The organism is Cryobacterium sp. Hb1 (assembly GCF_004403585.1).
Taxonomy (GTDB): domain Bacteria; phylum Actinomycetota; class Actinomycetes; order Actinomycetales; family Microbacteriaceae; genus Cryobacterium; species Cryobacterium lyxosi.
In genome coordinates, this window is record NZ_SOHI01000037.1 from 103,782 (window position 1) to 121,244 (window position 17,463).

The following is a 17,463-nucleotide window of genomic DNA, read 5'->3' on the forward strand; positions in this document are numbered from 1 at the left end:
GCCGCATTGTTTAGACGTCGACACGGGTCGGCGAGCGGACCGGTGGGCAGCGTCGGCTAGATGATCAGGCCGCGCAGGTAATCCTCGACGGTCTCGCCGCGCTGTTCTGACCGCGAAATTAGACGCCGATGCTCCTCGGCGCTGAGCGAGAGCGTCACCTGGTGCAACTCATCGCCGCTGCGCCTGGCGTCGGGGCTGTTCGGATCGATGAGATCACGGCGATCCTCGCCGACATCGTCGCCAATATCGTCAAACGAGAATAGTTCGTCGTGGGCGAAGGCGACCGCCCGTTCAGTGATTCGGCCAGTGCTCAGGGTCGACGCAGTCGGCGATCCCGCGGTACGCAGCCCACCGGATGCCGCAGCGCTCGCCCGTCCAACCGGTTGAGCTTCTGATTTCCGCCCGGCAAAACCGGGTCCGGCCGGGGCCGGCCGGCCGCGCTGAAACGCCTCGGCCGCGCCGCGCGCCCGCTCGTCGGCGGCCTCGTTGAGCGGATGCCCCACGTGTCCCTTCACCCACTCGAATCGGTACCGACGCCCGGCGATAACCTCGTCGATCTCTTGGAGCAGGTCGAGATTCATTACCGGTTTGCCGTCACCCTTACGCCAGCCCTTGGCCTTCCAACCCTTCATCCACTTGGTGACGGAGTTGATCACGTACTGGCTGTCGCACAGCACGAGCAGGTCGTCGTCGATGTGCGCGGTGGCACGAAATAGTTCGAGCACGGCCTTCAATTCGCCTTGGTTGTTGGTGGCGTGCTTCCACCCACCGGCGGCCCAGCAGGAGTCGTCGACGTACCAGGCCCAACCGGCTGGTCCGGGGTTCCCGAGGGCAGAACCGTCGGCGGCGGCGGTGATTGTCATGTGGGCCTTTCAAACAGCGGATGCGCGGGCGCGGGTCTACCAGTCTGCCACCCCCGGCATCCGGTACCTGTATTGCTGGGCCAGAGCGCCGATTGTGTCCGTCGTGTAACAGCGCCCCAACACCCCCTCGAACGGCGTGTGATCATCTGGTGATCGAAAGGTAACCGGTGCCAGCGTTGTCGGAAACACGCGCTGGCTAACGTCGAAGCAGGGAAGTCGCCCCGGCTGCCTGCAGATTTTTGCACCGCCGTTTCATTCCAATCCCGAGGAGGACTTCGATGACATCCAGCACAGTGGTATCAGCGCTCGGCCACACCGCATCCACGATCGACGACGCGGTGCTGGTGCACCGTCCCGGTGGGTGGATCGACAAGTGGAACCCCGAGAACACGAAGCAGTGGGAACAGGGCGGCAAGCTCATCGCCGCTCGCAACCTCAAATGGTCGATCTTGGCCGAGTTCCTGGGCTTCGCCATCTGGCAGCTCTGGAGCATCGTCGTCGTGTCGTTACCGGCGGTCGGCTTCACCTACTCGACCGCCGAGGTGTTCTGGCTCATCTCGATGCCGAGCCTCGTCGGCGCCACCCTGCGTTTTCCCTACACGTTCATGGTGCCCAAATTCGGTGGCCGCAACTGGACCATCGTTTCGGCTGGCCTGCTGCTGATCCCCTCCATCGCCCTGGGCTTCTGCGTCGGCAACCCGGATACCCCGTTCAGTGTCATGCTATTCGTCGCGGCCCTCGCCGGTTTCGGCGGCGGAAACTTCGCCAGCTCGATGTCAAACATCACCTACTTCTACCCGCAGAGCCAGAAGGGCTACGCGCTCGGTTTGAATGCTGCGGGCGGCAACCTCGGCGCTGCGATGGCCCAGCTCATCGTGCCGATCGTGATCACCCTCGGCGCCGTCGGCACGCTCAACATCAGCCTCGCCGGCTGGTTCTGGATTCCATTCATCCTCCTCGCCATGTGGGGCGCCTGGAAGTATATGGACAACATCACCAACGCCAAAGCCGACTTCGCCGGTTCCATCGCCGCGGTGAAAGAACCACATTTCTGGATTCTGGCCGTGCTCTACATCGGTACCTTCGGCTCCTTTATCGGCTTCGCGAGCGTGTTCCCCAAGCTCATCGCCGACCAGTTCCCGGCCTATTCCACCTTTCAGGTCGCTTCAGCGTCGCTCTCCCTCGCGTTCATCGGTGCCCTCGTCGGGTCGCTGGCCCGGCCGGCCGGCGGACGCCTGGCCGATCGCTTCGGCGGGGCATTCGTCACCGTTGCAGCCTTCGGCGTAATGGGCGCCGGCGCCCTCGTGGTCGCGGCTGTGCTGCCGCTCGGTAACTTCTGGGCTTTCCTCGGCAGCTTTCTGCTCATCTTCGTTGCCACCGGCATTGGCAACGGATCGACGTATCGCATGATCCCGAGCGTGTTCTCGGCGCGCAGCGGGGTGAAAGACGCCCACGAGAATTCGGGTGACGTCCCTACCCAGCGCAAGAGCGCCGCGGCCCTCGGCCTCATCTCCGCCGTCGGCGCCTACGGCGGGTTCATCATTCCGCAGGTGCTCGGCTTCTCCAAGACCACCACCGGCGACTACTCAAGCGCGATCTACGCCTTCGCTATCGCCTACGTCGTCATGATGTGCGTCACCGCTTTCGTCTACCTACGCCGCGGTTCGTCCGTCGCCGGCCAGAAGATCTAGGCGCCCGTTGCCCACCGCCACGCACTGCCCGTACTGTGCCCTGCAGTGCGCCATGAACCTCAGTCCCGGTGAAACGACGCCGGGTGAAGCGGATGTCGCCGCGTCCGCTTCACCGGCCGCCCCGGCCGCCTCCTTGACGGTGACCGGCCGGGCGTTCCCGACCAACCGGGGCGGCCTGTGCAAGAAGGGCTGGACCGCCGCCGAACTGCTCGTCTCGCCAGACCGCATCCTCGAACCAATGGTGCGGCAGGCTGCTGGCACCTTCGAACCGGCCTCCTGGAGCGACGCGCTCGACCTCGTTGCCGCGAAACTGCGCGTCACCCGGGCTGAGTACGGGGCCGACGCGGTCGGCGTGTTCGGCGGCGGCGGCCTCACCAACGAGAAGGCCTACCAGCTCGGCAAGTTCACCCGGGTGGCGCTTGGCTCCAGCCGCATCGATTACAACGGCCGGTTCTGCATGTCCAGTGCCGCCGCGGCCGGCAACCGGGCCTTCGGACTGGACCGAGGCCTGCCGTTTCGGGTTGACGACCTCGACACGGCCGACACCATTTTGATTCTCGGCTCCAACGTGGCCCAGACCATGCCGCCGTTCATTGGTCACCTCGAGGGTGCTCGCGCCGCCGGGGGCCTCGTGGTCATCGACCCGCGCCGCACAGCGACAGCGCGGCTCACCGACGATGGCGCGGGAATGCACGTGCAGCCCACCCCGGGCGGCGACCTCGTGCTGCTACTCGGCCTGACCCACATCGTCATCGCCGAGAAACTTGCCGACCGGGACTACCTCGCCAATCGCACCACGGGGTTTGACGCGGTGCGCCGCAGCGTGAGCCGCTGGTGGCCGACCAGAGTGCAGGAACAGATCGGCGTTCCGGTCTGGCAGCTGCGGGAGCTGGCCCGCCGTCTCGCGGCCGGTGCGGCACGGGGGGCCGCGACCGGCAGCGGAACGTATATCCTCACCGGGCGCGGTGTTGAGCAGCACGCCGACGGCACCGACACGGCCACTGCCGCCATCAACCTGAGCCTCGTACTCGGCCTCGTCGGAACCACGCACTCCGGCTACGGCACCCTCACCGGCCAGGGCAACGGTCAGGGCGGTCGCGAGCACGGGCAGAAGAGCGACCAGCTGCCCGGCTACCGTAGGATCAACGATCCCGCCGCTCGCACGCACGTCGCCGGGGTGTGGGGGGTCGATCCCGACAGCCTGCCCGGCGTTGGCCTGCCCGCGGTCGAGCTTCTCGGCGCGCTGGGGGAGCCGGGCGGGATCCGCTGTCTTCTCGTGCACGGCTCCAACATCGTCGTCTCCGCGCCCAACGCCGAGCGGGTGCGGGCCGCCCTGAAAACCCTCGACTTTCTGGTGGTCGCCGACTTCTTCTTCTCCGACACCGCGGTGCTCGCCGACGTCGTGCTGCCGGTCACGCAGTGGGCCGAGGAAGAGGGCACGATGACCTCGCTCGAGGGCCGCGTCATCCGTCGCCGGCTAGCTGTCGATGCGCCGGAGGGCGTACGCAGCGAACTGTGGATCTGGCAGGAGCTCGCGCGACGCCTCGACTCGGCCGGAACCTTCAGCTCCCAGGCGAGCGAGGTGTTCGACGAACTCTGCCGGGCGTCGAAGGGCGGACTCGCCGACTACTCGGGCCTCAGCTATGCCCTGCTCGATACCGAGGAACCGGCGTTCTGGCCCTACCCGGTCGGGTCGACTGGTACGCCGCGACTGTTTCTGGACCGCTTCGCCCACCCCGGCGGCCTGGCTCGCCTCGTAGTTGTCGAGGCGCGACGCCTCGGCGCGCCGGCCCAGGTCGGTGGCTCCCTGACGCTCATCACGGGCCGGCTGCTCGAGCATTACCAGAGCGGCACCCAGACCCGGCGGGTGCGGGAGCTTTCCGACGCCCAGCCGGAGGCCCGACTGCAGCTCCACCCGGCCACCGCCGAGCAGCTTGGAATCAGTGACGAGGCCTGGGTCGAGGTCAGCAACGACCGCGGTACGGTGCGCTGCCGCGCACAGGTGAGCACCGACATGCGCTTTGATACGGTCTTTCTGCCGTTTCACTTTAGTGGCGACCAGCGCGCGAACCTGCTGACCGACGACGAGACCGATCCGGTGAGCGGCATGCCCGAGTTCAAGAAGACAACCGTTCGGGTGCGTGCACTCGTGAAAGCAGGCGCCAATGTCTGAACGAGGCACCTCACAAACGCACAACCCTGAGCGCATCGTGCTCGTCGGTTACGGTCCGGTCGGGGCCCGCTTCGTCGAAGAACTCCTGCCGCTCGTGCGCCGGGGCGCTGCTACGTTGACCGTGGTCGGAGCCGAAAACACCGACGCCTACAACCGCGTGCTGATCGCCGAACACGCAGTCGGCAACGCCGACCGTGACAGCCTCGAGATCACCGACACCTTCGCCGCCCGCGAGGCCGGTGTCCACCTGCACCTCGGCGTGAGCGTCACCGCGATTTTGCGCAGCCGCTCTGCTGTATCGCTCAGCGACGGCACCCTGCTGACCTATGACCGGCTCGTGCTCGCCACCGGCGCCCGCGCCAACATTCCCACCCTGGATGGGATCATCCGGGTGCATCGTGACCGGCAGATGCCGGCAGCGGATGCCGCTGCCCTCGATACCGGCGGCGCCACACTTCCACGCGGGGTCACCGTGCTGCGTGACCTCGATGATGCGCAGCGGGTACTCGCGGCCGTGACCGCAGGCAAGCGCATCGTCGTGCTCGGCGCTGGCGTGCTCGGCATGGAGATCGCGCTCGCCGCGGCTTCGGCCGGGGCGCAGGCCTGCGTCGTCTACCACGGGGAAATTCCCATGAACCGTAACCTCGACCGCGGCGGCGGCAGCGTACTGGCGCAGAGCGCCCGACGGGCGGGCGTGACCATGGTCAATCATTCCCGCGCTGAGAGCCTGCTCTTTCACCAGGATGACGACGGCGTAGATCGGTTCGACGCTCTTATCTGCGCCGACGGCAAGCAGATCCACGGCGACCTGCTGCTGCTTTCGTGCGGAGTCGGCGCTCGAACCGAGCTGGCACAGCTGGCCGGGCTGCCGGTTTCGACCGGAATCCTGGTTGATTCGAACCTGCAGAGCTGGGGCGATCCGCGCGTCTACGCGATCGGCGACTGCGCCCACGTGGCACCTGCCCGCCGTGCCGGTGAGTCGACGGCGCTTCCGACCGGCGGCCCGAGCGGTCTGATCGGGCCGGGCTGGCGCCAGGCCGACTGGCTCGCCCGGCGGTTCAGCAACGAGGTGCTGGGCACGGGGGAGGTCCATGCCCTGATCGGTGCGGCGTCGGCCGTGGTGATGCTGAAAGCTGAGGGCATTGAGGTTGTGTCGGTCGGCAACACCGCAGCCGACCCGTGGGATCGTGGGGCCGATGGTCATGCCGCCGCGTGTGACGCAGCGTCGTTGTACGTGTCGCAGTGGGCTGATCCCGAGCACGGCCGCTATGTGAAGATGGTCACCCGCGAGGGGATTCTCGAGGGCTTCATCTGCGTCGGTATGCCGCGCACCGCCGCCGAACTGACGCTACTGTTCGAGCGCGGCAGCGAACTACCGGCTGACCGCTCAGTGCTGCTGCGCTACGACGGGCCGGACTACGAGCCCTCGGTCGGCGGCGCCTTCGACTCGGGCGCGACGGTGTGCTGGTGCAACGGCGTCACAGTGGGTGCCATTGCCGAATCAGCCGAGGTCGGCAACACGAGTGTCGCCTGTATCGGAGCAGCGACCCGAGCCGGCACCGGATGCGGCGGGTGCAAAATGCGCATCGGCGAGGTTCTCGAACGCTTCGCAACGTTTGGGGCGACGTACTGACAGCGTGAATTCTGTTTGCGGAAGTGCGGAAATACCCGATACGGGAAGAATAAATGAGGTTTACCCGGTTTTATCCCCGCTGAGACCGTTACACTGCTGGTCGACCGACTCACTCGAGGGAGAATTCGCATGCTCAGCAACCTGACCGGATGGCATTTCCTGATAATTCTCGTCGTGATCCTGCTGTTGTTCGGAGCACCGAAACTGCCGGGGCTCGCCCGCAGTCTCGGTCAGTCCATGAAGATATTCAAGAGCGAGATCACCCCGGAACGCACCGACGACGGCACGCCCGATAGTTCGGCCGACAGTGCTCGCGCCGATGGTACCCGCGCCGACAATGCTCGCGCCGATGGTACCCGCGCCGACAATTCTCGCGCCGATGGTGCTCGCGCCGACCCGAGCAGCACGCCGAACCCGAAAGCCTAGGCAATCGTGGTGGTGGAGGGCGTGCGCACCGCGCCCGCCAAGAAAAAGATGTCGCTTGGGCAGCATCTGCTCGAGCTGCGCAAGCGACTCTTTCTCGCTGCTGCGGGCATCCTCATCGGTGCCATCGCCGGCTGGTTTCTTTCCGGCTTCGTCTGGGATGGTCTGCGCGAGCCGATCTACGCCATTGTGCGCGCCCAGAACCGCAACGCCCAGATCAATTACCCGGATATCACGAGCGCTTTCGACCTCAAACTGCGCATCTCCTTCTACGTCGGACTGATCGTTTCGAGCCCGATGTGGCTGTATCAGGTCTTTGCTTTTCTGACACCCGGCCTCACGCGCAGAGAGAAGCAATACACGTTCGGGTTCTTTTTTTCCGCTGTGCCGCTGTTCCTGATCGGGTGCGCGTCGGGCTGGTACGTGTTGCCGCACGTGGTTGAACTCATGACGAGTTTCGCGCCGCAGCAGGACGCCGCACTGATCAATGCGGGAAACTACTTCGACTTCGTGCTCAAACTGATGATCGCCATCGGGATCGCGTTCGTGCTGCCGGTATTTATTGTGCTGCTGAACTTTGCCGGGGTGATCAGCGCCAAATCCATCATCAAATCCTGGCGCCTGGCCATTCTGGTGATCATCCTGTTCACCGCCATCGCGACGCCGGCAGCCGACGTCGTGTCCATGTTCCTGCTCGCCGTGCCGATGGTCGTGCTGTACTTCACCGCTTACGGGATTGCACTACTTCACGACCGCCGGGTCGCCCGCCGTGTGCCACGAGTTGGTGCAGACGGCCTGCTGCTCTAACCTGCGATCGCTCCGACTCGATGATTTCACCGAGACTACACATTTAAGTCGCGCCCAAAAAGCGCACACACTTACTCATGCACAAAAGTGAGAATGATTCTTATCGTTTGCTTACAACCTTCGTTCGCCCTTGCACGGAATTGAATTCCGAGGGTACGTTACCGGTGTTACTGACCCATACCCGGAACGTTCACTTACCGTCAGGAGAACTGGAATGTTTGATCAGGGTTTTATCACTAATGCCATTAATCGCAGCGCGGAGAATTCGTCGGATCGCCGAAACTTTCTACGTGCGGCGGGCGTGGCGGGCTTCGGTGTAGGAGCAGCGGTGCTCGCTACCGGCGGCCCGGCGCTGGCCGCCGAATCCACCGGCCCGGCAGAGGCGCCGAGCGATTCGGCCATTTTGAACTTCGCCCTCAACCTCGAATACCTCGAGGCCGAGTTCTACCTGCGGGCAACAACCGGCCGTGGGCTCCCCGACAGCATGACGACGGGAACCGGCACGCGCGGCGGTGTGACCGGTGGTCGTATGGTGCACTTCAAGACCGCAATCATCAAGAAGTACGCCGATGAAATCGCCGCCGACGAGAAGGCCCACGTGGCCTTCCTGCGGTCCGCCCTGGGCAGCGCAAAGGTGTCTCGTCCCAAGATCAACCTCGACGCGAGCTTCACGGCTGCTGCCCAGGCGGCCGGCCTGGTCAAGCCCGGTCAGAAATTCGACGTGTACGCCAATGAGGCGAACTTCCTCTTCGGGGCGTTCATCTTCGAGGATGTCGGAGTCACCGCGTACAAGGGCGCCGCGCCGCTGATCACGAACAAGACATTCCTCGAAGCGGCCGCCGGGCTGCTCGCGGTCGAGGCCTATCACGCCGGCGTCATCCGCAGCACGCTGTACGCACTCGGCATCGCGCTTCCCTCGGTGTACACGACCGTGCAGAAGATCTCCGATCTGCGCGACGCCGTCGACGGTCCGACCGACCTCGATCAGGGCATTGGCACCGCGTCGATGTCGAACCTCGTGCCAACCGACGCCAACGGCCTGGTCTACAGCCGCAGCGCCGCGCAGGTGCTCAACATCGCGTACCTCAATGCGGCGCCCGTGAAGTCGGGCGGGTTCTTCCCGGCCGGTGTGAACGGCGTCATCAACACCAGCGGGGCCAACGGCTAGGCAACAGCGATCCCCTGGCGCGGGAGTATCGTCGCTGACCGAGAGGTACGACTCTCGCTCAGTGGCGGTACTCCCGCACACGTTTGATGGGGAGGTTCTGGCCACGCCCGAACCTCCCCGCCGAGGCGCGACCCCCGTGTATCGCGGTCTCGGCTGGCTCAACTGTGCGGCAGCACCTGCACCACCTGCACCCGGCGGGATCGGCGGGGCTGGGTAAGCGCCCCGCATCCGCTCAACGGTGTGCTACCGACGCGATCATCACTGGTGTGGCGGCCGGGCACATGTTTTAGCCTGCGCCCAGCAGGTCACGCCGAGACGGACACCGAGATTTCATGCAGTCCGGTGGCGCCGTCCGGGGCGACGTCGGCGGTGGCCGATGTCTGGACGAGGCCCGCGGCATCCGTTGCCCGCACCGTGATGGTGTGGGCGCCGGCGCCCGCGTTGTCCCAGGTGTAGGCCCACTGACGCCAGGTATCGACCGAGATCGCGTCGGCGAGGGTGGCATCCTGCCAGGGCCTGTCGTCGATCCGCACGGCGACCGCGCTGATCCCCACCTGCTGCGACCAGGCCACACCGGCAATGACGACCGACCCGGTGGATACCGAGGTCCCCTGGCGGGGCACGTCGATGCGGGAGGAGAGCTTGACCGGTCCTTGTGCTGACCAACCGCGCGGGGTCCAATAGCCCTGCTCCTGGTCGAACCGGGTGAGTTTGAGTTCGACGACCCATTTCGTCGCCGAGACATAGCCGTACAAGCCGGGCACGACCATGCGCACCGGATAACCGTGTTCGAGGGGGAGCGGCTCGCCGTTCATGCCGACGGCGAGAATGGCGTTGCGGCCGTCGGTTAGCGCTTCGATCGGGGTGCCGGCGGTGAAGCCGTCCTGGCTGGTTGAGAGCACCATATCGGCACCATCCGTGGGCTTGGCCCGCGCCAGCAGCGCGCGAATCGGGTAGCCGAGCCAGGTAGCGGTGCCGATCAGGTCGCCGCCGACGTAGTTCGACACGCAGGCCAAGGTGGTCGTGCTCTCTTCAAGCGGCAGGGCGAGCAGCTCGGCGAAATCGATCTCGACCTCGTTCTCGACCATGCCGGTGACCTTCAGTCGCCAAGTGGTCGGGTCGATGCGCGGCACGCTCAAGGCGGTGTCGATGCGGTAGAAGTCGGCGTTCGGGGTGATCAGCGGGGTGATCCCTGCTACGTCGAGGCTCGCCCCGGCCGGAATGGCGGCGGCGCGAATGGATGGCGTGGGCAGCGTGAATAGCGCGCGCGCGGCGTCCGCTGCCCGGGTGGCCGCGGCACTGAACTGTGCGCCGGCCAGGGCCAGCAGGCCGGTGCCCGCGGTGATTGCGGTGTAGACGAGGAAGCGGCGACGGCCTGGGCCGCTGCCGTCGAGGCGTGCCGGCACCTGTTCCGAAACCGATGCCGTAGCGGCGTGCCCGGTGCGGTGATCGACGGGCAGCCTGGTCGTGAGAAAGGTCAGCGCGATGGCTGCGACGCCCATGGCTACGACGGCTGGGACCGCGTCGAGGGTAGAGGCGCTCGAACGGGAGAGCGCCGCGAACAGGGCGATCGCGCCGATGAAAACCACCAGCAGGCGGCCGAATGGCGGGCGCCGACTCTCGAGAATGCCGGCCAGAGCCGCGACCAGGAGGAGCACGAGCACGATGGTCACGATCAGCACGATCTTGTCGGCCGTGCCGAACAAGCCGATGACGAGGTCCTTGACGCTAGCCGGAACGATGTCGATGACAAGGACACCGACCGTCAGCACCGGGCTCGCGCCGGGGGCGATCCAGGCCGCGGTCAACTCGGCGACACCGAGACCGGCGAGGGCGGCGGCCAGACCGGCGGCCGCCGGGCGCCAAAGTGCCTGAGCACGGTGTGGCGGAGCAACCGCAGTGTCAGGAGTGACGTAGACCATGTCACCAGCCTAGAACGGGCGACTGTGATTGCCACCCGGCCAGCGGCCTCGGCGGGTTTCGTCAGACATCCGCAATATTCTTGCGGCTCGGCTGGGTGGCCAATTCGACAAATTGCACCGGCCGTCCAAATGGGCACCAGACTGGCCATCAACCGTGCATAACTCCTGCAATTTGGGGGCGAGGCTCCGGACCTGCCCGACTTTTCGCGCCGAGCGTTCAGGCGGCTCGGGAATTGCAGGAGTTATGCGCGATGGCCGAGCCGGCGTGCGGCGAACTGTGACAGTGGAAAGACGAGAAGGGGCAGAGTCGAAGACACGGTGCGAAGTAGTGCAGTCTTGAGGGACTATGTCTCTGCTTGCGCGCCTCGAAAACGAAACCGACCCCGACGTTCTCTTCGAGGCGTTTGAAACCTGGGCGACCGAACAGGGCCTCACCCTGTACCCGGCGCAGGAGGAAGCGGTCATCGAGATAGTCTCGGGGGCCAACCTCATCCTGAGCACACCGACGGGAACCGGCAAATCGCTCGTGGCCGTCGGAGCTCATTTCGCGGCACTCTCCGCCGGTAAACGCAGCTTCTACACCGCGCCGATCAAGGCCCTCGTGAGTGAGAAGTTTTTCTCGCTGGTCGAAACTTTCGGGGCTGAGAACGTCGGCATGATGACCGGGGACTCGAGCGTCAACGCCGACGCCCCAATCATCTGCTGTACCGCCGAGATTCTCGCCAATCTCGCGCTGAGGAACGGCGAAGACACCGAGGTCGACCTCGTCGTTATGGATGAATTCCATTTCTACGGGGACCCGGAGCGCGGCTGGGCTTGGCAGGTTCCCCTGCTGCTGTTGCCACGGGTACAGTTCATCCTCATGTCGGCCACACTCGGCGACGTGAAATTCATCAGCGATGACCTGACCCGGCGTACCGGGCGAGCTACCGCGGTCGTCACCGGGGTGGAGCGCCCGGTTCCGCTCAGCTATTACTACGAGCAGACCCCGGTGCACGAAACGGTCGAAGAGCTGCTGCACACCGACAAAGCGCCGGTCTACATCGTGCACTTCTCTCAGGCGGCTGCACTGGAACGTGCTCAAGCTCTTGCGAGCGCGAAGGTGGCCTCCCGGGAACAGCGTGACGTCATTGCCGAGCTGATCGGCGAGTTTCGGTTCACCACCAGTTTCGGCAAGACCCTGTCGCGGCTGATCCGCATGGGAATCGGCGTGCACCATGCCGGCATGCTGCCGAAATACCGCCGCCTGGTGGAGCAGCTCGCGCAGCGCGGCTACCTGAGGGTGATCTGCGGCACAGACACCCTGGGGGTCGGCATCAATGTGCCCATTCGCACCGTGCTGTTCACCGCCCTCACCAAATATGATGGTGTGAAAATGCGCCAGGTGAACGTGCGCGAGTTTCACCAGATCGCGGGCCGGGCCGGGCGGGCCGGCTATGACACCGCAGGAACGGTGGTCATTCAGGCGCCCGAACACGAGAGTGACAATCTCAAGGCCATCGAGAAAGCCGGCGATGACCCGAAGAAGAAACGCAAAATCGTGCGCAAGAAGGCGCCGGACGGTTTTGTGTCCTGGGGCGAACCGAGCTTCCGCCGGCTGGTCGACGCTGAACCCGAAACCCTCTCGTCGAGCATGCAGATGACCGCCGCGATGCTCATCAATGTGATCGGCCGCGGCGGCGATGCCTTCGCCCATGTGCATTCCCTCGTCTTTGACAACCACGAGCCCTGGAAGCGTCAACTGGTTTTGGCCCGGCGAGCTCTGGGCATCTACAAGACCCTGCGCGAGGCCGGAATCGTGGAGCAGGGCGCGAGCGGCAGCATCCGTTTGACCGTCGACCTGCAGGCGAACTTTGCGCTCAACCAGCCGCTGTCGCCGTTTGCGCTGGCCGCGTTCGAACTGCTCGATCCGGAAGCGCCCACCTACTCGCTCGACATGATTTCGATTCTGGAGTCAACCCTCGACGACCCGCGACCCGTGCTCATGGGGCAGCAATTCGCCGCCCGCGGCGAGGCCGTGAACGCGATGAAGCGTGAGGGCATCGAATACGACGAGCGGATGGCGCTGCTCGAGGAGATCACGCACCCCAAGCCGCTCGAAGAATTGCTGAACTACACCTTCGACACCTATAAGGCTTCCCAGCCGTGGATCGCCGACTTTGACCTCAAGCCCAAGTCCGTCGTGCGCGATATGTATGAGAGGGCCATGTCGTTTGGCGAGTTCATCGCGTTCTACAAGCTCGCCCGCAGCGAGGGCGTCGTGTTGCGCTACCTATCGGACGCGTATCGGGCCGCCCGGCAGACCATTCCCGACGAGGCAAAGAACGAAGACCTGCTCGACCTGATCGAATGGCTCGGTGAGCTCGTGCGTCAGGTGGACTCGAGCCTGCTCGACGAGTGGGAAGAATTGCTGCACCCCGATCTTGCCGCGCACGAGGCAGAAGCGCACACGATTCTGCCTCCGCCGCCGCGTCGACTCACCACCAACGTGCGAGCTTTTCGTATCCTGGTGCGCAACGAACTGTTCCGCCGGGTGCAGCTCGCCGCCTTGGAACACTACGACGAGCTCGGCGAGCTCGACCGGGAGCACGGCTACTCGGATGATGTCTGGGCTGAAGCGATGGACGGCTATTTTGCCGAGCATGACGAGATACTCACCGGCGGTAACGCCCGCAGTTCTGACCTGCTCATCATCGAGGAGGGGGCCGAGGAATGGACCGTGCGCCAGATCATCGACGACCCGGCCGGTGACCATGACTGGGGGATCAGCGCGAGCGTGAACCTCGCCGACTCCGATGAACTCGGCGCGGCGGTCGTGCGCGTGACCGGTGTCAACCGGTTGTAGCGCTTACCGCCCCGAGAGATCGCGGCACTACACGCCGGGAGCGCGGAGCGGAGCGGAGGCATCGGCGGCCCACTCATTGAGGGAACCGTCGTAGATGGAGACGTGCTCGTTGCCGGCACGGATGAGAGCGAGGGCGCTCGCGGCTGCGGCGATTCCGCCACCGCAGTAAGTCACCAGGTGGCCCGACGTCCCAGCTGCCGACGCCGCCATGGATGGGGCGACCGTTGCCTGGAGCTGGTCGCCGCGCAGGAACGTGTTCGTGGCGGGGTCGACGAGTGTGCCGGCCGGTAGGTTGACGCTGCCGGGAATGTGTCCGACGCGCGGGCGTGACCCGGCCGTGCCGGCGAATTCCGCCGGCGGAACGGAGCAGACGAGGGCGGCATCCGCTTTGCCGGCGACGATCGACTCGACGAAGGTTTTGTCGACCCACAGCTCGGGACGCGGGGTGGCCGTGAAGCCGCTGACGACCCGTGGTCGCGTTCCGCCGGTGGCGAACGGGCGGGTCTCGGCGTGCCACTTGGTGAGACCGCCGTCGAGTACGGCGACATCGTCGTAGCCGAAGGCGCGAAACAGCCACCAGATGCGGGCAGCCCACTGTCCCACCACGGCATCGTAAACGACGACGGTCGTGGTGTTGTCGATTCCGACGGATGCCGCGGCCGCTTCAAACAGGGCGGCGCTCGGCCGGGAGAAATCGAATTCACCCGCTGGGTCGGAGAAGACGTCGAACAGGTCAGCGAACACCGCTCCGGGAATGTGCCCCTTGGTGAGGTAGTCGTCACGCCCGCTGAGGTAGCGCGGCCCGGAATCTGAAGGTGCGAGCGCGAGCACGGTGGCGTCGAGAATGACGAGGTGGTCAGAACCGAGATGATCGGCCAGCCACTGCGTAGAGACGACGGGCGACGAGGGAACGGGAGAACTCATGACATAAGGCTAGCGGCGGCCGCCGACACGGGGCAGAACCGGTGCCCGTGCGAGTCATCCGGCGACATACGGCTACCGGGTGGTGGTCCAGTCCAGGTTGATGATCTGCTTGATATAGATGTTCTCGCCGAGCCCGGGAACCGAGGGATTCATGGTGAGCATAAGTTGAACCGGAACGTTGAATCGTTGGGCGATGTCGAAGAACGCGTCGCCCTCGACGACCGTATAGGTGATCAGGGCTCCCGCACCGTCAGCGGTCGTTGTGCCGCGGGCACCCGGTGTGCTGCCCTGGTCGGCGGCGGGTCCCTGCGGCAGGGGCACGGGCTCCGCGTTGGGAACGAGGTCGGGAACCGTTGGGTTGGGAATAAGCGCCGGCTCCTCGGTGGGAACCGGCGACTGCGTCGGTGTCGGCGTGGGGCTCGGGGTGGGCGTAGGGGGCACGCTCGGGGTGATCGTTACAGTGACGGCCGGAGCAGGTTCACCGGCACAGCCAGCCACCGCCACGAGCAGGACAGCGGTAACGATGATGCCCCACGGGCGACGTACGAGTGAGCTGCGAATGGTTCAACCCTTCTTTCTGAGACACGCTGTGCTCGCGTCTATGCGCGCACTCAGTCAGTTTAGGCTGAACGCGTGGTGGCTCATCCGACTCGGTTACCCCCGTTCGGGGTGTTGCGCTTAGCATTCGATGACGTTGACCGCGAGCCCGCCCTCGCTGGTTTCCTTATATTTCGTCATCATGTCCAGTCCGGTCTGCCGCATTGTCTCGATTACGGTGTCGAGTGAAACCAGGTGTGTTCCGTCGCCGTGCAGCGCCAGCCGTGCCGCCGACACCGCCGTCGACGAGGCGATCGCGTTGCGCTCGATGCAGGGAACCTGCACGAGCCCGCCGACCGGGTCGCAGGTGAGCCCGAGGTGATGTTCCATGGCGATCTCTGCCGCATTCTCGACCTGACGCGGCGTTCCGCCGAGCACGGCGCAGAGTGCGCCAGAAGCCATGGCGCACGCGGCTCCGACCTCGGCCTGGCAACCGCCCTCCGCTCCTGAGATCGAGGCGTTGGCCTTCACCAGGGAGCCGATGGCGACGGCGGTGAGCAGGTACCGACGGATACCGGCAGCATCCGCCCCCGGAACGAAACGCAGGTAGTAATGGCCGACAGCGGGAATGATGCCGGCCGCCCCGTTCGTCGGCGCGGTGACGACTCTCCCGCCCGCCGCGTTCTCCTCATTGACGGCGAGCGCGAAGGCGTGCAGCCATTCTGTTGACGTGTCATGGTCGCACAGGGCCAGCCCGTCATATTCTTCCAAGCGGATTCGTACCGCGGACGCCCGGCGCTTGACGTTGAGGCCGCCCGGCAGCACGCCGGTGGTGCTGAGTCCGGCCTCCACGCAGGTGTGCATGGCCTTCCAGATGGCGTCGAGTCCCTCGTCGAGTGCTGCGGCGCCGTGAATCGCTTCCTCGTTACAGCGGGCGACCTCACAGATCGACAGGTCATGGGCTTCGCACAGGGCGAGCAGCTGTGCGCTGGAGTCGTAGGGGAGTGGCTGGGTGACGCGGGTCTGGGCGCTCGAGCGTTCGGTGCCCCGGCGGATGAACCCGCCACCGATCGAATAGAAGGTCTCCTCGAGGAGAGGAACGGAATCTGCCCTGCTGTCGCTCGCATAGGCGGACAGCGTGAGCGCGTTCGGGTGCCCAGGTAGGCGCGTGCGAGGCTCGAAGTGCACGTCGTTGGTATGGATAGGAATGCTGTGCCCGCCGAGCAGGGTCAGGTTGGCACCGTCTTGGATACCGGACCAGGCGGCGCGCACCTGATCGGGGTCGCAGGTTTCCGGGCGTAGGCCGGTCAATCCGGCGAGCACGGCATCGGGCGTACCGTGGCCGAGACCGGTCGACCCCAGAGATCCAAATAGTGAGCAGCGGATGCGCCCCACCGCATTGAGACGCCCGGTTGCCACGAGGTCTTCGGCGAATAGGCGCGCAGCACGCATCGGGCCCACCGTGTGGGAACTGGAAGGGCCGATTCCAATGGAAAACAGGTCCAGGGCTGAGACGTACGCTGTCACGGTCTTCATCGTACGGTACCCAGACGTGGTGGGCAGGGAGTGATACCGGGATTCAACACGGCGCTCAACCCCAAACGCCCCGCACCGTAAAGTGCGAGGCGCTGCCCGAGAGGTCCAGCCGGGGACCCGGCGAGAACGGTCGCTAGGCGATGGTGAACGTGATGGTCGACACGTAGGGGTTGACGGCGGTGGCGCCGACCGCGCCCGAGAAGTTGGAGCGGAAGGTGTTTGCCGGAACGCTCAAGTCGAAGGTCGGGGCGAGGGTGAAGGTGCCCTTGCCGAGAGTCGTGGTGTAGACGAGCGACTGGGCGACATTGCTGATGGTGACGGCCTTGACTGTCGGCGCATCGTCGGAACCGATGCCGGCGGTGATGGTGCCCGGCGTGATGACGAGGTTGGAGGCCGGCAGGGTGCGGGCGGTCGTGTCGACGGTACCCGCTGCGCTGACGAAGTCGGTAGCGCTGGCCGACAACGACCAGGCGCTGTTCGTGCCGCGGGCGTTGGTGATGGTCCACAGGGGCGCGGTTCCGGTGGATGCCTGCGGGTTGACTCCGTCGAGAACGACAGCGCTCATCGCGTTGGGCGCGGTCGGGTCGGCGGTAAGGCTGCCGCCGCTGATGGTCGCGTTTACGGTGTCAGTGTCGGCCTGGGCCGGGGAGAGAGCCACAGCGAACAGGATGCCGGTGGCGACGATGATTCCGGCGGTCTTGGTGAGAGTGCGCATGGTGTGTCCTCTGGGTTGCTACTGGTGGCGCGAGCACGCCAAATAGCGTGTCCACGAAAGTGTGGGAGAAACGGATATCGCAGGCGGTGAACCGAACTCGTTATCCGTTGTAAACGAGTTCCGGTGGCGATGAATCAATACTCACACGGGGGCCGCGCAAATTGGTGGTTCGTCGCGCAGGGTTGAATCAGCGTTAGCTCAAGGTTGGCGCAATGCCCAGGATGGG

Annotated in this window: 13 protein-coding genes; 7 read left to right on the forward strand and 6 right to left on the reverse strand. The window is 65.3% G+C overall.

Annotation, left to right across the window (positions count from 1 at the left end; translation table 11 throughout):
* Window positions 1-56: 56 nt before the first annotated feature.
* Entirely contained in the window at window positions 57-863 is an 807-nt protein-coding gene (locus E3T38_RS15640) for an RNase H family protein (protein ID WP_134549027.1), read from the reverse strand.
* A 278-nt stretch (window positions 864-1,141) separates the two neighbouring features.
* Here E3T38_RS15640 and E3T38_RS15645 point away from each other — a divergent pair, with 278 nt between their 5' ends.
* From E3T38_RS15645 to E3T38_RS15670, 6 genes are all read left to right on the forward strand, one after another.
* A complete protein-coding gene (locus E3T38_RS15645) occupies window positions 1,142-2,554 on the forward strand; it encodes an MFS transporter (RefSeq protein WP_134549028.1) in 1,413 nt (470 codons plus the stop codon).
* Window positions 2,555-2,606: 52 nt separating this feature from the next.
* A complete protein-coding gene (locus E3T38_RS15650; RefSeq protein ID WP_241984514.1) occupies window positions 2,607-4,727 on the forward strand; it encodes a molybdopterin oxidoreductase family protein in 2,121 nt (706 codons plus the stop codon).
* Window positions 4,720-6,360 (forward strand): FAD-dependent oxidoreductase, encoded by a 1,641-nt coding sequence (locus E3T38_RS15655; protein ID WP_134549030.1) that lies wholly within the window; start codon window positions 4,720-4,722, stop codon window positions 6,358-6,360. Before E3T38_RS15650 ends, E3T38_RS15655 begins: the two co-directional genes overlap by 8 nt.
* Window positions 6,361-6,489: 129 nt before the next feature.
* A complete protein-coding gene (gene tatA, locus E3T38_RS15660; RefSeq protein WP_134549031.1) occupies window positions 6,490-6,786 on the forward strand; it encodes a twin-arginine translocase TatA/TatE family subunit in 297 nt (98 codons plus the stop codon).
* Between the two features lie 48 nt (window positions 6,787-6,834).
* Entirely contained in the window at window positions 6,835-7,590 is a 756-nt protein-coding gene (gene tatC, locus E3T38_RS15665) for a twin-arginine translocase subunit TatC (protein WP_134549106.1), read from the forward strand.
* A gap of 214 nt (window positions 7,591-7,804) precedes the next feature.
* Window positions 7,805-8,758, forward strand: a complete 954-nt coding sequence (locus E3T38_RS15670; RefSeq protein ID WP_134549032.1) for a ferritin-like domain-containing protein — start codon at window positions 7,805-7,807, stop codon at window positions 8,756-8,758.
* A 305-nt stretch (window positions 8,759-9,063) separates the two neighbouring features.
* Here the strand turns inward: E3T38_RS15670 and E3T38_RS15675 are convergent, their stop codons facing one another.
* A complete protein-coding gene (locus E3T38_RS15675; protein WP_134549033.1) occupies window positions 9,064-10,680 on the reverse strand; it encodes a molybdopterin-dependent oxidoreductase in 1,617 nt (538 codons plus the stop codon).
* 346 nt (window positions 10,681-11,026) lie between these two features.
* On the opposite strand from E3T38_RS15675, the gene E3T38_RS15680 reads away from it, so the two are divergent.
* Window positions 11,027-13,525 carry an RNA helicase gene (locus E3T38_RS15680; RefSeq protein WP_134549034.1) on the forward strand — a complete coding sequence of 833 codons (2,499 nt, stop codon included), beginning with the start codon at window positions 11,027-11,029 and terminating at the stop codon, window positions 13,523-13,525.
* 27 nt (window positions 13,526-13,552) lie between these two features.
* Here E3T38_RS15680 and E3T38_RS15685 read toward each other — a convergent pair whose 3' ends face one another.
* The 4 genes from E3T38_RS15685 to E3T38_RS15700 form a co-directional block, all read right to left on the reverse strand.
* Window positions 13,553-14,449 carry a sulfurtransferase gene (locus tag E3T38_RS15685; RefSeq protein ID WP_134549035.1) on the reverse strand — a complete coding sequence of 299 codons (897 nt, stop codon included), beginning with the start codon at window positions 14,447-14,449 and terminating at the stop codon, window positions 13,553-13,555.
* Between the two features lie 72 nt (window positions 14,450-14,521).
* A complete protein-coding gene (locus E3T38_RS15690) occupies window positions 14,522-14,890 on the reverse strand; it encodes a LysM domain-containing protein (RefSeq protein WP_166805546.1) in 369 nt (122 codons plus the stop codon).
* Window positions 14,891-15,127: 237 nt separating this feature from the next.
* Window positions 15,128-16,513, reverse strand: coding sequence for an L-serine ammonia-lyase (locus tag E3T38_RS15695; RefSeq protein WP_134549037.1), 1,386 nt, complete (start codon window positions 16,511-16,513; stop codon window positions 15,128-15,130).
* Between the two features lie 142 nt (window positions 16,514-16,655).
* The gene (locus tag E3T38_RS15700; protein WP_134549038.1) at window positions 16,656-17,237 is read right to left on the reverse strand and encodes a WxL domain-containing protein; all 582 of its coding nucleotides are present in this window, start codon (window positions 17,235-17,237) and stop codon (window positions 16,656-16,658) included.
* Window positions 17,238-17,463 lie beyond the last annotated feature (226 nt).

Bases quoted from the DNA above. Each gene is read 5' to 3' on its own strand.
- tatC (WP_134549106.1), top strand. From the start codon at position 6,835: ATGTCGCTTGGGCAGCATCTGCTCGAGCTGCGCAAGCGACTCTTTCTC.
- E3T38_RS15675 (WP_134549033.1), bottom strand. From the start codon at position 10,680: ATGGTCTACGTCACTCCTGACACTGCGGTTGCTCCGCCACACCGTGCT.
- E3T38_RS15680 (WP_134549034.1), top strand. From the start codon at position 11,027: ATGTCTCTGCTTGCGCGCCTCGAAAACGAAACCGACCCCGACGTTCTC.
- E3T38_RS15640 (WP_134549027.1), bottom strand. From the start codon at position 863: ATGACAATCACCGCCGCCGCCGACGGTTCTGCCCTCGGGAACCCCGGA.
- E3T38_RS15650 (WP_241984514.1), top strand. From the start codon at position 2,607: ATGAACCTCAGTCCCGGTGAAACGACGCCGGGTGAAGCGGATGTCGCC.
- E3T38_RS15655 (WP_134549030.1), top strand. From the start codon at position 4,720: ATGTCTGAACGAGGCACCTCACAAACGCACAACCCTGAGCGCATCGTG.
- E3T38_RS15685 (WP_134549035.1), bottom strand. From the start codon at position 14,449: ATGAGTTCTCCCGTTCCCTCGTCGCCCGTCGTCTCTACGCAGTGGCTG.
- E3T38_RS15670 (WP_134549032.1), top strand. From the start codon at position 7,805: ATGTTTGATCAGGGTTTTATCACTAATGCCATTAATCGCAGCGCGGAG.
- E3T38_RS15645 (WP_134549028.1), top strand. From the start codon at position 1,142: ATGACATCCAGCACAGTGGTATCAGCGCTCGGCCACACCGCATCCACG.
- tatA (WP_134549031.1), top strand. From the start codon at position 6,490: ATGCTCAGCAACCTGACCGGATGGCATTTCCTGATAATTCTCGTCGTG.
- E3T38_RS15700 (WP_134549038.1), bottom strand. From the start codon at position 17,237: ATGCGCACTCTCACCAAGACCGCCGGAATCATCGTCGCCACCGGCATC.